This is a genomic window from Ignavibacteriales bacterium, assembly GCA_020635255.1.
GTDB lineage: Bacteria > Bacteroidota > Ignavibacteria > Tepidaquicellales > Tepidaquicellaceae > JAEYVS01.
In genome coordinates this window covers 803,689-816,443 of sequence record JACKAC010000001.1, presented here as the reverse complement: position 1 = coordinate 816,443, position 12,755 = coordinate 803,689, and the positions used below count along the sequence as shown (strand labels likewise).

Below are 12,755 nucleotides of genomic sequence, written 5' to 3'. Positions count from 1 at the left end.
TGTTTTTTATAGACTCTTATTTTACCAACATCATTTTTTTACTTTCGGTAAACTCCCCTGCCTGCAATTTGTAGAAATATACTCCGGTAGTAAGGTCACCCGCGTCGAAATTAATCGAGTAATTGCCTGCTTCCTGATACCTGCTGACAAGAGTCTTTACTATCTTACCATTCACGTCATAAATGGCAAGGCTAACATTTGCGCTCACGGGTAACGAATAGCGAATACTTGTTGAGGGATTGAAAGGATTTGGGTAATTGTCATAAAGTTTAAATTCCGAGACGGTATTCAGGGGTTCGGTAATACCGGTAACGGTGAGCGTCCCCTGTTTGAGGAAGATGTCGGAGATGACATTCCCGAATCTCGACCCGGCGGGTCCGAAACAAACGGCTATCTCACCGTTACCCTTAGCGGTGATAGACGTCGAGCCGTTAGTAATGTAGCTGGCGGTACTGTCCTGGAAGACGAGTATCGGCTGTGAGAAGTTGCTTCCCGTACCGTGGACGAGGAAAAATCCTTTGGTTGCGGAGGAGCTGTTGTTTGCGTATGAGACGTAGAGACGTCCGTTAGAATCGGTATCAATGCCCCGCCAAAAGACGGGATTGCCCACGCTTGCAGGAACGATCGCGACGGGGGCAGTGAAACTTCCTCCGGACGGACGGGATATCATGTAGATCCTATCATCGGTGGACAGTTTATATATAATGTAAACAGTGTTACTATTGTCTATTGTAATGTCGGGGTTTTGTATGTTCGCGTTTAACCCGGTCGGTATGCTGACGAGCGAACCGGCCTCGTTATTAAAATACATCAAGGCACCCCCATTAAGAGCGGAGCTATTGGTTGTATAAACGACGTGGACTTTATTAAGCCCATCGACGGCGACCTCTATGTCATTCTCGCCGGAAGCTTCACCCGGTCCAAGAGTGATCTCATTACCAAGCTGGTTAGTAATGAAATTGTAATTACGGTAATATGCATTATCCTGCCCGGCAACGAACGTATAGTAGACAAAGTGAACAAGAGAATCTTTTCCGACAGCCATGTAAGGTGTGGCTTTGTTTATTCCGCCGGTAGTTATCCAGATGGTATTTGTGAAATTTCCCGGTCTGTCATTAGTATATATAACCTGGAAGAGATTTCCTGCATCACGCCTTTCCCACCCGATATGCACATTATTCTGCGTATCGAATCCTACGGTAGCATAGTTATCATCGACGGAATTATCCGTCACTCTTGTTTTTTCCACGGGACCGTTCTTATTCGTCCAATAAAAGATCTCCCGGGTGTTGCTTGCGACATCGAATTGGCGCGAATTTACAATATGGTAAAAGCCGTTAGCATCGTATTTTATCTGAGCGCGATAATTATAAAAACTGTCGCTGGCGAGCGTATCAATGGGGAAATTCAGATAAGACTGTGAAAATACATTACCACAGAAAACAATCAGGAATATTACCGATAAGTAAAGTTTTTTCAAAACATCCTCCGTAAAGTTAAGTTACATTCACCCCGGCATTATATTAGCCATGATGGATTTTTTAAACAAGGAATTACGACATGTTAATTTATATACAATATTGTTAAATTAAGAAAACCTTATACTAACCTCCTTAAAAGACCTTCAAATGAAACTGCACAAGTTTTCCAGCATAGTTTTAATTTTTTCCATTCTAATCATATTTGGATGCGGTGAAAATAAAAGGGACTACGATATAAAGGACAGCGACACTTCCTCGACAAAAACGAACGAGAGTAAATTCTCAGCGGAGATAACCGCAGGGATAGATTCCGTGCTAAACCAGGCAATGCTCAATGACAGCATACCGGGGATATCGGGAGGAATTTGGATAAAGGATAAGGGCTCGACAACCTTTAACAAAGGCGTCTCAGACCTGAGCACTCAAAAACCGCGCGAACTGACTGATTATATCAGGATAGGAAGCATAACAAAAACATTTATCGGGACGGTGTTCCTGCAATTATGCGATGAAGGTAAGATAGCACTTAACGACAAGCTGGATAAATATTACCCGCAGGTGCCAAACGCAAAAGATATTACGATGAGAGAGCTATTGAACATGACAAGCGGACTACAGGATTACCTGAACGCGCCTGAACTGGACAACGCATTTTTTTATGAGAGGCTGAAGGAATATACGGATGATGAGATATTAAGTATTGCGATAAAGCTTCCGCCAATGTTCCCGCCCGGTGAACCCGGCAAGTATCATTACTCCAACACAAATTATCTATTACTCGGAATGATAATAGATAAAGTAACGAATGGTAAATGGCAAAATGAAATCGACAACAGAATAATAAAGAAGCTCGGTCTTAAAAATACAATAGTTCCCGTAACACCGGACATGCCGGAACCGTATTGCCACGGATATATGAAGGACAGCACAGGAAAAGTCGAGGACGCAACAAAGATCAGCCCCACTATAACAGGAGCGGCAGGGTGCATGATTTCCACAATAGGAGATCTAACAGTCTATGTGAAGGCACTGGACTCCGGTGAGCTATTAAGCGATACTATGCAGGCAGAGCGTTTGAAGACAATCCCTACCGGTACAGCGCCATTTTTGGGGTACGGGCTGGCTATACTAAAGATAGGATCGTTTTACGGGCATAATGGCGGTATCACGGGATTTAATACAAGTATGTATTATTCACCGGAACTGGATGCAATGTTCATCTTGAATGTGAACATGTTCGGACCTACGGGCGGAGTAGCGGATAGAATATTTTCATCGCTTGCAGAGGTGATCTACCCGGGACAAATGCCCTGGGATAAAAAGAAAGCAAACTAATATCAAAATAAAAAGTAAAGGAGGATTTTCATGAACGGAGTAGTATACGGGACAAGGATCCCAAAAGATTATTTTGTTAATACCGGATTCGGTGAAACAGACCTGGGAAGCGGTATCGACCCGTGGGAAACTGGTTCATATGACCTTGCACTTCTCGAAGCCGGCATAGATAATTTTAACATCCTCAAATACACATCGGTACTTCCCCCAGAATCAGTGGAATCACCATATGACGACCTGACTAAATACATGCATCACGGAGCAGCACTTGAGACGATCATGGCTCAGATAAACGGAAAGCAGGGAGACCAGTTGACCGCAGGTGTCGGCAGGATACAGGTAAGAAGGAAATCCGACGGTTTACATATAGGCGGATTCGCGGCTGAGTACGAAGGTCACGCCCCCGAGGAGCAGGCAAAGCAGATACTTACCACATCGCTCAACGGTATATTTGACAGGCGGTACAGCACTGACGAATACGAAGCATTCGACATGCAATTTAATTTAGTATCAAAGATCGTCCAGAAGAAATGGGCAACAGCCATTGCCTGCATAGGATTTGTAACATATATATATCCTCAGTACGATTAGTCATTTTTGAACTAAACGGAAAATCAAATGAGTGATCAAAATAACGGAAGTAAGCTCCCACTAAAAACGCTGGGTGTATTCACGCTGGCTATGATAAACGTAGCAGCTATAGTGAGCCTCCGCAACCTGCCTTTGATGGCGGATTACGGCTTCGCGTCAGTATTCTTTTATGTGCTTGCGGGTTTGATATTTTTTATACCGATATCGCTCGTTGCAGCGGAGTTTGCTACAACGTACCCGGGTGAAGGCGGAATTTACCTATGGGTAAAGGAAGCATTCGGACAGCAGTACGGTTTTTTGACGGTATGGATGGAGTGGGTATTGAACGCCGTCTGGCTACCGACAGTGCTTTCATTCACGGCGGCAACAATCGCATATATCATCACGCCGGAGCTTGCGCAGAATAAAGTATATATGGTAGCAGTGATGCTCATTGTATTATGGGGCACGACGTTCGCGAATTTTTTTGGTATGAAAGCATCGGGAATTATAAGCAGTGTGGGAACAATGACGGGTACTATTATTCCCGGCGCGCTCATTATCATACTGGGTATATTGTGGTTTGTGCTGGGCAATCCTTCGCAGATCACATTTTCGGTGGACACGCTCATCCCGGATATGAAGCTGGACAACCTTGTATTTTTCGCGGGTGTGATAGTGGGGCTGGCGGGTATCGAGATGGCGGCATTCCACGCAAATGAAGCAAAGGATCCGCAGAAAGATTATCCAAAGGCAATATTTCTTTCGGCGTCAATAATCCTTGCGCTGTTTATTCTGGGATCACTTGCGATAGCAATTGTAGTTCCTGCTAAGGAAATAAGTCTTGTTGCGGGACTGATGCAGGCGTTCGAGTCATTCTTTTCACAATTCGGTATGAAGTGGTTCGTCAAGGTGATAGCCTTTCTGACGGCAATCGGCGCCCTGGCGCAGATCAGTACATGGCTCATTGGTCCGAGTAAAGGTATACTTGCTACGGCACAGGACGGAAGCCTTCCGAAAGTATTTAAAAAAGTGAACAAAGACGAAATGCCGGTAGGAATACTTATAATACAGGCACTTATCGGTTCTTTATTCTCATTGATATTTTTGATAGCACCGGACGTCAGCAGTTCATACTGGATACTAACGGCATTGACAGCACAGCTGACAGTGATAATGTATATGCTAATATTTTCGGCAATAATAAAACTACGCTATTCTCAGCCGGATATAAAACGACCATTCCAGATACCGGGAGGAAAAGCCGGGGTTTGGACTGTAGCAGGAATAGGGTTAATAGGATGTGTGTTCACGCTGGTGCTCGGGTTCATTCCACCGGACAATGTTCCAATTAAGAGTGTGGCAAAATTCGAAGCTATAATGATTGGCGGTGTAGTGATACTCAGCATCCCGCCGTTTATATTTCACAGCTTAAACAAAAGAAAAGAAAAAGCAAATGAAACTCAATCTTGAAACAGTAATAAACGGAGCGGTAGGACCATTCGATGAATACTGCGACGGATACGGCAATCCCGGTTCAAGCGGGCTCGGATATATTTCGGTAATGACACTCTCGACGGGGATAGTAAAGAAAGAAATGGACAATATACTTGATGGAATAGTATGTTACGACCGGGCTGAGGCAGCAGACGCGTATATCGGACAGATCAACATGATAACGGCATCATCATTCAATGGATTAAACGGAGCGGTATGGGGATATGACCTGGCAAAAGCAGAAGTGATAGCAGACGGTTCGCAGAAACCGCTATTTATGAAGAAGAGATTCGACGGTGTGGAGATACCGGTGTATTCGGTCGAGCCATTGCTAAATGCCGGAGAAAGGTTATTCGGGAGAAACGAGAAGAGGCGCTTCCCTCTACTACCCGGAGCACAAGCAATATGCGCAGTAAAAGATGTGACAATAGCCGGACCTACATCTATATGGTGCGCAATCGCAATTGCCATAGCGGAAGACCAGGAACGGGATTCGAATTTATTCATCGAGGATGCGGGGCAGGATATACCGGCAGAAAGCGAGGAGGACAGAGTGGCTTACTTAGACAAATTGATGGAAAACATCGCCGAGAGCGTGGCGCTGTGCGGACAGGACCAGCTTGCTAAATACAAATCCATATACCTGGGATATAAGACAGCATGGGTACCGGAAGGTTATGTGGGATCGGCGCTGACATGCGCTCCATATGTGGTCCTCGCGAAGGACGCGATACCGAAGGATAAGCTGGCATATGACATTTCCAAAATGACGATTTCAGAGTGGGAAAAGGAGATGGGATTTTAAAAATCCCGTCTCCTGTATTTCCTTAAAGAAATACAGAAGGGCACAAAAGTCCACATCAGCAGAAGCGCAAACGCTACAATAATCCCAGTGGCATTACCAAAAAGCTTATCGAAAGATGCGCCAGTGAAACCCATCAGCGCAGACATATCAAGATTTAAGATTATCATTATACGTGAGAGGTCTATCGGATTGAGAGCGGTTAATGCCAGCACAAAATCTTCTATCGGGTAATCAATAAATACAAATGACAGGATAAGTATAATCCCGTCGTATATAACACTCAGGAACAGCCAGGTGATAATGGCGTAGGCAACCGACCTTGTTTTATCTTTATCGGTCACAGAAATGAAATAAGATATGCCTACGAAAATAAAAGTAAGCATGACACCTACAATAAGGAGGTACAGTGAAGTTACGGAAAATCCGGTTATCAGTACAGGTATACCTATTCCAATCAAAAAACTGAGCGAAAGAACGAATGCCAGCCCCCAGTATTCCGCGTAGAAGATGGAGCTTCTTTTAACAGGCTGTGTGAGCAACAACTCCATGAACTCGATCGAATTATAGAAGTAGATAGTACCGAATATGACGCTCACGAGCGGGACGATAAGAAGAACCACGTTCAAGAGGCTTACGACTGCCTTTGCATCATCCTTTCCCATGTAAACTACACCGGAGCTAATTATCAAAAGAAGCAGTGTGTATCCCGTAAAAAGCTTTCCACGGAGTAGATCAGTGACGACGTATCTAAATATTTTACTGTTCCCCTTCATTCTTTTCCTCTTTGTTAAAATACTTATAAACGATAGAGCCGAGTGATTCACCATGACCATTCTTCATCGCTAAAATGCTGGTATCCAGTTTTACCTTACCCTCCAATAAGAAGATCAATCTGTCCGCAATCTCATCGACTTCGGTTAGAAGATGAGAGGTAAGAATTATCAATTTACCTTTTTGTCTTTCTTTGAAAATCTTTGCCTTTATTATCTCGGCGGCTAAAGGATCGAGACCGGCAGTAGGTTCATCCAGGATTATTATAGGAGCATCGAAAAGGAAAGCTAGCGCTCCGCTCACTCTCTGACGCATACCACCCGACAGCTGGCTGAATTTCTTTTCAAAAACATCCCGAACTTTGAAGCTTTCGACGAGTTCCTCATCATAGACTTTTTTGTCATCGCGGATCTCCTTTAAAATATCGAATATCTCCCGAACTTTTAGATTTCCGGGGTAATTGGCGAACTGAGGCATATAGCCTATCTTATCTTTATACGAATAATCAGCACCAGCCTGCACCCCATCGACAATTATCTCACCCGCATCGGGTATTACAAGACTTAGAATACATTTAAGCAAAGTAGTTTTGCCCGATCCGTTGGGACCCATAACCGCAACCACATTGCCCTCTTTGAAATCAATCGAAATATTATCGAGAACTTTGAACTTGCCGAAAGATTTTGACAGACCTTTTAGTGTTATCATCGCTGAATCCTCTTTATCCGCGGTTTTTCATCAATAAGGGATTCAGGAATGAGTACCGGAAAGACCCTTTCGGCGGCATCCAATATGTTCATTATAAAGCTCCTTATGAGAATCTTGCCGGACGGTATTTTTTCCGTAATGACAGAATATATGCTCACAGGTCTAAACGGCACATCACCAAACCCGTCTTTATCCATGTCGTATCCGGAATACTTATCCCAGTAATTACCAAAGAAAAAATTAGTGCTTCGCGAACTGTTTGTGGCAACGTCGAAAGTATTTCCAACAAAGTTGTTAGACATAATTGTGTCGTCGTAGCAATTTCCCATTATTTTAAGCGCCCACCCGTTGCTCATAAAATCATTGTCGATGAGACTAACCCTGTTCGAGCCCTCCATAAACACAGCTACGGTATTTTTATCGAAGTAATTACCGTGAATACGGCTGTCATTAATATCCTTTAATAATAATCCGTAAGATGAATGCCCCCAGTTGTCCTCAAAGCGGTTATTGTACATATCCACATGATTAGTATACATCACAGCTACACCTGCACCATTATTTCTGAAAGTATTGTATGAGTAAACATTCCCGTGAGAAAACATGAAGTGAAGTCCATAACGTAAATTCTTGAAACTCATATTACCGCTTATCCTCGAATTTCCAGCAAACTCAAAGTATATACCATCCCTGTGACCCGATACAGAGTTATTCTCAACAAGGATATTATCACACCGCCAGAGATGTATCCCATTACCGGATGAACTCTCTGTAAGGGCATTACCAATAATTTCGTTATTTCTGACTGCGCAGTTCGAGGCATTAGCGAGGTAGATGCCAAAGAAGTTATTTTCCAGACGGTTGTTTTCTATAATGCAGTTCTTTGATTCGAAAATCTTTATCCCTGCAAGTTCATCAAGATTACTGGTCGCAATGTTCTTTATTACAAGCCCAGATATTGTAACATTGTCGCTTTTAATAAGAATGCCTCTTCCTTTTGACATGCAGTCAATAACAGGGCTTCCTTTGCCTGTAATAGTAATCTGTTTTTCAATCTCGATACCGAATTCCCAATAGTAACCCTGCTTGATTATTATATGGTCGCCGTCCTTTGCAAATCCAACTGCTTCCTTAATATTTTTGAATCTTTCTTTCTCACCTACAATTACATCCCTGCCAATAGCATTTTGAGCCATGGATAAGATGACAAATAAAAAGAGAGCAATATTTATGGCGAACTTCTTCACTTTTTAAGGATAATTTCTTTTACCTGTTCAAAATTATAAATCTCACCTCCATATTTATTCCGGTATTCCCGCGCAGATGTTTCACTCTCAAATGCAGACAGACCGGCACCCATCGGGCTGTGAAGCTCTTCGGAAATCAGGTAGTAAGCACCTAATGCCGGAATCAGTTTGCCGGGCTGGGATGTGTCTATCACGTAGATAGTATTCGATCCATCTTTGTCGAGTCCATTTTCCACTGCTCCATTTATAAGGCACTCCATTGCATCATATTTATAAACTTTACCTTTCCCTGTTACAATCTCGGCACCATATTTTTCATCCATTATAGTCATCCTGCAATGACTGCATTCATCCGTTCCAAAGTTTAACGGTTCAGGTCCCCTATTACAGGAGGTTAATAGAACCAACGCTATAAAACAAAAAATAACTTTATGTTTCGGCATTCAGCAACTTTTTAGGTTTTCTCACTTCAAGTATCAAAAGTATAATCGCAATAAGAGCAACACCGAAAAATATATAAGCACCAATATCCGGCAATGATGACGCGTAGAAATTCAGGAGTTTTTTTGAGCCTATTAGCGGAGGCTGATAGCTCATCCCCGGTACCTTTATTGCCGCGCTTGGATTGAGGTCATGCCCGTAATCGTATTCCCACGTATAAAAATCATATAAACCGACTGCACCCGCAATAACAAAAAGCACTATCCAAGAAAACAATATCCACTTTTTCCCGGAAACACCGGCTACAACTCCAATAACAATAAGTCCGCCAACAACGAATGGCATTACCTTTAGCTCCGATATAGAATCCGGCTGTATGGTTTTCATACCAATATAGTGATTCAATCCGTTAATGGTATTCAAGTCGCCGGATATTTTGCTTACCCATATCTTCATTCCCAATCCTTCGGGATATTGCGGAGCTTTAAGATCTATTTTCCATATCGGGAAAAAATACGCGCCGATCAGCATCAGTGAAATTACAATCAATATTATACGCGTTTGCTTTTTCATCGTCATTAATTAATATTCTCAAAAAAACGGGGGGTTTAGCACCCCCCAAGGTAATCAGCCTTACTTCTGTTCCTGTCCGGAACCTGTTTTAAAACTTAGCGGTACGTCAGAACCTTTTGGTGTTACTCGCAGGTAACCTGACATTTCCTGGTGAAGAGCTGAGCAGAAGTCCGTGCAATAGAACGGATATATTCCCTGCGCATCAGGCACCCACTTAATTGTTCTCGTCTGTCCCGGCATTATCAGCATCTCTGCAGTATTAGATCCCTTAATTGTAAACCCATGCGGAACATCCCAATCCTGCTCTAAATTAGTGACGTGGAAGTAAACTTCGTCACCGACATTTACACCTTCTATATTATCCGGGGTCAAGTGAGATCTTATAGCTGTCATATATACATGGACAACATTTCCTTCCCTTACAACCCTTGCATCCTTTTCGCTCTTGGTTGCATAGGGATTATTATTTTCTTCGATCTTAAATATTTTGATCTGGTTTTTGGTCAATATATCAGCTGGGATACCCTGTGCGTAGTGAGGCTCACCCACAGTCGGGAAGTCGCTTAATAATTTCATCTTATCACCGGTAATATCTATCAATTGAGCCGATTGAGTGAGTTCAGGACCCGTCGGGAGGTACCTGTCCTTGGTGATCTTATTCAATGCAACGAGATATTTACCCCATGGCTGCTTACTATCGCCACCGGGTACCATAAGGTGACCGATAGAATAATAAACAGGGATCTTATCTATTACTTCCTGAGTAGAAACTTTCCATTTTGTAACCTCAGAGGAAACGAACATTGAAGTATATGCATTGCCTTCATTATCAAATTCCGTGTGCAACGGTCCAAGTCCCGGATCTTTAACTTCACCAGCTAATACTGATTCGTATTTTAGGATAGGAATTCCCTCTACATCACCTTCGTAATCTTTATTTTCAATTGCGGTCATCATTTTGCTGAATGAGAAAACTGGAATAATAGTAGAAAGTTTTCCACCGCCAACGAAGTATTCACCGGTCGGATCAATATCCACACCGTGCGGTGATTTCGGGCAAGGGATGTAGAACATGGATCCGGCAAGGTCTTCAGGATACATCATATCCACTGATTCCATCATTTCAGTCGATGCTGACTGTGTACTTTCGTCGTATGTATTATGAGCATACTTTACACTCATTGGTTTTGTCTTGCCTTCCTGTTTCACCTGCATTGCTTTCTTCCAGTTTATAGCAAGAATAAAGTCTTTATCTTTCTGGCTGGCATTTATTTCAAGCAATGTATGTGCGAGCTCCGAATTATAGCAGGAGAAGAAGAACCAATCCTGCGACGGACCTTTTCCTGAGTGGCTAAGGTCATAGTTAAACGGCGGAGTTACTATCTGGAAATCAATTCCCATCCTGCCTGTTTGCGGATCTATTTTCACAAAAGAAAGAGTTCCTTTGAATTCTTTAGAGTAATCGGCAATCGGCGGGTCCTGGTCGCCAAGCGGAACACTGAAACGTGTTCCTGCGATAGCATATTCGGTATTATTAGTAATGAATGGCGAAGAGTGGTTTCCGCCACTGTTTGGGATCTCAATTATTTCAACTGTTTCAAACGACTTAAGATCGATCCTTGCGATACGCGGGGTATTATTTCCATTTATGAATACCCATCTGCCGTCGGGGACACCGTCTGTTTGTGATAATTCAGAATGGTGCGAGTCATCCCACGGTTGGAATCCGAATGAAGTGTTCAGCATAGCTTTGGTCTCTTCTGTGTAACCATAGCCTGTTTCCGGATTTTGGGAAAAAACCGAAATAACTTTGAAAAGTCGCCCTGAAGGAAGACCATAGAATGACATCTGTCCGCTGAATCCACCTGATACCACAGCATAAAACTCATCATAGCTACCCGGTTTTACGTATACCCTGTCGGCGGCGTCACTTACCAAAGTAACATCACCCTGTCCCCCGTCGCCACAGCCTTTCACTGCGAAAGATATCACACCTACTGCTACGAGCAGGAGGATAAAACTCCACAAATAATTAAATTTCTTCATGATATTTTTCTCCTTTATTTTTCACTGTCGTTTTTTCTGAAATATTCGAGAATTGCTCTTGCGTCATCTTGTGTTACATTTTGGAAAGTCATTTGTGTCATATTATATTCGTGGAATAATCTTTTGGCGACTTCATCCTTTTTAGTCATCTCTTCCGGATTCAATATCTGATTCATTATCCATTCCGGTTTCCGCCTTTTGGTCACACCTATTAACGCGGGGCCTACAAATTTTTCATTAATCTTGTGGCAGGACAAACATTTGGTTTCAAATATCTGCTTTCCTTTGGTCACCATTCCATCATCTATAGTCGCACTAATTTCAACCTTATCAACCGGTCCGATTCCGATCTCAGGATCTCTCTGTGAGCAAGACGTAAACAGTAGTAGCAGAAGCAACATTCCAAGAAAACCTACCATAATAAACTTATTTTGTATTGTTGTTTTCATTTCCCAGATATTAATTTTTTGAAATATTAAAATTATTGATCAGTTCTTCTTCTAATGTTAAGGCTTTAGGAAATATCACGTTTTCCTCGAGGTAAACGTGTAAGTGAAAGTCTTTTTTTATGCCCTCAAGAATCTTCAGGATAGACTTTTTTACTTCGAGAGATGCCTTATCCAAGATGCGGTCAATACCTGCCACCACATTGTCAATATAAGCACAAATCTGCGAATGCTCTTTGTTGATAACTTTCAATACATTCGGTAAGGTGCCGAAATTTGCATACTCGAACTCGAGTCCATTGGCATAAACAATCTCTAGTTGTTTTATATATGGAAAAAGCATCCTCTCTTCTTTCTTTAGGTGCACATTTATCGAGCTAAACAACTCATCAATTTCTTTATTCTCATTTTCTTTTCCCTGCAAATATTTTATAAAAAAGATCACATAGTCCTTGCCAAGTAAAGAACGTATATTAGCGTGATGATTGTTTTCTAGATAAGTAATCATAAAGTCCAAGCTCCAGTTTTCCCAATTAATTAATATACTGGCACCTTTTTCTAATCTTTCGAGATCGTTTATTAAGAGGTTCAAATCTATCTTTTTGCCGGTGCATGCTTCCATAAGTGTTATCCCCGGATTTTGGTAAAATTTAACGCCATATTTATCAAGCGTTAGTACCCGCTCAGGATTCTCTCTAATTATATCCGATATTTTTGATTCCTTAGTAACCATAAGAATCCGGTTCTATTCAAAATTAATGGTACTAAGGGGACAGGTAGTATGACTTAAGTCAAATGGATAGAAATGCAGATAAAGGTGGAAACTAACCTATGA

At 42.2% G+C, this 12,755-nt stretch carries 13 protein-coding genes; 4 read left to right on the top strand and 9 right to left on the bottom strand.

The genetic code is table 11. The features are described from left to right. Positions 1–16: 16 nt before the first annotated feature. Positions 17–1,480, bottom strand: a complete 1,464-nt coding sequence (locus H6614_03700; protein MCB9242752.1) for a T9SS type A sorting domain-containing protein — start codon at positions 1,478–1,480, stop codon at positions 17–19. Between the two features lie 148 nt (positions 1,481–1,628). Here H6614_03700 and H6614_03695 point away from each other — a divergent pair, with 148 nt between their 5' ends. Genes H6614_03695 through H6614_03680 form a run of 4 tightly spaced genes read left to right on the top strand, consistent with a single transcriptional unit; the run spans position 1,629 to position 5,688 of the window. Beyond that, positions 1,629–2,816: a beta-lactamase family protein gene (locus H6614_03695; protein ID MCB9242751.1), complete on the top strand. Its 1,188-nt coding sequence runs from the start codon at positions 1,629–1,631 to the stop codon at positions 2,814–2,816. Between the two features lie 30 nt (positions 2,817–2,846). Next, positions 2,847–3,407, top strand: a complete 561-nt coding sequence (locus H6614_03690; protein ID MCB9242750.1) for a pyruvoyl-dependent arginine decarboxylase — start codon at positions 2,847–2,849, stop codon at positions 3,405–3,407. A 27-nt stretch (positions 3,408–3,434) separates the two neighbouring features. Next, positions 3,435–4,859: an amino acid permease gene (locus tag H6614_03685; GenBank protein MCB9242749.1), complete on the top strand. Its 1,425-nt coding sequence runs from the start codon at positions 3,435–3,437 to the stop codon at positions 4,857–4,859. Further along, on the top strand, positions 4,843–5,688 hold the full coding sequence (locus H6614_03680; GenBank protein MCB9242748.1) for a histidine decarboxylase: 846 nt from the start codon (positions 4,843–4,845) through the stop codon (positions 5,686–5,688). The genes H6614_03685 and H6614_03680 overlap by 17 nt, the downstream gene beginning before the upstream one ends. On the opposite strand, the gene H6614_03675 is transcribed toward H6614_03680, so the two are convergent. From H6614_03675 to H6614_03640, 8 genes are read right to left on the bottom strand one after another with little or no spacing between them, the layout of a single operon-like run. Next, positions 5,685–6,461 (bottom strand): ABC transporter permease subunit, encoded by a 777-nt coding sequence (locus H6614_03675; protein MCB9242747.1) that lies wholly within the window; start codon positions 6,459–6,461, stop codon positions 5,685–5,687. The two genes, H6614_03680 and H6614_03675, sit on opposite strands and share 4 nt — an antisense overlap. Beyond that, positions 6,445–7,167, bottom strand: coding sequence for an ABC transporter ATP-binding protein (locus H6614_03670; GenBank protein ID MCB9242746.1), 723 nt, complete (start codon positions 7,165–7,167; stop codon positions 6,445–6,447). Before H6614_03670 ends, H6614_03675 begins: the two co-directional genes overlap by 17 nt. Then, positions 7,164–8,363 (bottom strand): nitrous oxide reductase family maturation protein NosD, encoded by a 1,200-nt coding sequence (locus tag H6614_03665; GenBank protein MCB9242745.1) that lies wholly within the window; start codon positions 8,361–8,363, stop codon positions 7,164–7,166. The genes H6614_03670 and H6614_03665 overlap by 4 nt, the downstream gene beginning before the upstream one ends. A 47-nt stretch (positions 8,364–8,410) precedes the next feature. Next, positions 8,411–8,857: a nitrous oxide reductase accessory protein NosL gene (locus tag H6614_03660; GenBank protein MCB9242744.1), complete on the bottom strand. Its 447-nt coding sequence runs from the start codon at positions 8,855–8,857 to the stop codon at positions 8,411–8,413. Then, complete coding sequence (locus H6614_03655; GenBank protein MCB9242743.1) at positions 8,844–9,428, bottom strand: hypothetical protein; 585 nt, start codon at positions 9,426–9,428, stop codon at positions 8,844–8,846. The genes H6614_03660 and H6614_03655 overlap by 14 nt, the downstream gene beginning before the upstream one ends. A gap of 60 nt (positions 9,429–9,488) precedes the next feature. Then, positions 9,489–11,474, bottom strand: coding sequence for a Sec-dependent nitrous-oxide reductase (nosZ, locus tag H6614_03650; GenBank protein MCB9242742.1), 1,986 nt, complete (start codon positions 11,472–11,474; stop codon positions 9,489–9,491). A 14-nt stretch (positions 11,475–11,488) separates the two neighbouring features. After that, entirely contained in the window at positions 11,489–11,923 is a 435-nt protein-coding gene (locus H6614_03645; GenBank protein ID MCB9242741.1) for a cytochrome c, read from the bottom strand. 10 nt (positions 11,924–11,933) lie between these two features. After that, entirely contained in the window at positions 11,934–12,653 is a 720-nt protein-coding gene (locus tag H6614_03640; GenBank protein ID MCB9242740.1) for a hemerythrin domain-containing protein, read from the bottom strand. Positions 12,654–12,755: the final 102 nt, after the last annotated feature.

Bases quoted from the DNA above. Each gene is read 5' to 3' on its own strand.
- H6614_03695 (MCB9242751.1), top strand. From the start codon at position 1,629: ATGAAACTGCACAAGTTTTCCAGCATAGTTTTAATTTTTTCCATTCTA.
- H6614_03690 (MCB9242750.1), top strand. From the start codon at position 2,847: ATGAACGGAGTAGTATACGGGACAAGGATCCCAAAAGATTATTTTGTT.
- H6614_03685 (MCB9242749.1), top strand. From the start codon at position 3,435: ATGAGTGATCAAAATAACGGAAGTAAGCTCCCACTAAAAACGCTGGGT.
- H6614_03680 (MCB9242748.1), top strand. From the start codon at position 4,843: ATGAAACTCAATCTTGAAACAGTAATAAACGGAGCGGTAGGACCATTC.
- H6614_03675 (MCB9242747.1), bottom strand. From the start codon at position 6,461: ATGAAGGGGAACAGTAAAATATTTAGATACGTCGTCACTGATCTACTC.
- H6614_03670 (MCB9242746.1), bottom strand. From the start codon at position 7,167: ATGATAACACTAAAAGGTCTGTCAAAATCTTTCGGCAAGTTCAAAGTT.
- H6614_03665 (MCB9242745.1), bottom strand. From the start codon at position 8,363: ATGGCTCAAAATGCTATTGGCAGGGATGTAATTGTAGGTGAGAAAGAA.
- H6614_03660 (MCB9242744.1), bottom strand. From the start codon at position 8,857: ATGCCGAAACATAAAGTTATTTTTTGTTTTATAGCGTTGGTTCTATTA.
- H6614_03655 (MCB9242743.1), bottom strand. From the start codon at position 9,428: ATGAAAAAGCAAACGCGTATAATATTGATTGTAATTTCACTGATGCTG.
- nosZ (MCB9242742.1), bottom strand. From the start codon at position 11,474: ATGAAGAAATTTAATTATTTGTGGAGTTTTATCCTCCTGCTCGTAGCA.
- H6614_03645 (MCB9242741.1), bottom strand. From the start codon at position 11,923: ATGAAAACAACAATACAAAATAAGTTTATTATGGTAGGTTTTCTTGGA.
- H6614_03640 (MCB9242740.1), bottom strand. From the start codon at position 12,653: ATGGTTACTAAGGAATCAAAAATATCGGATATAATTAGAGAGAATCCT.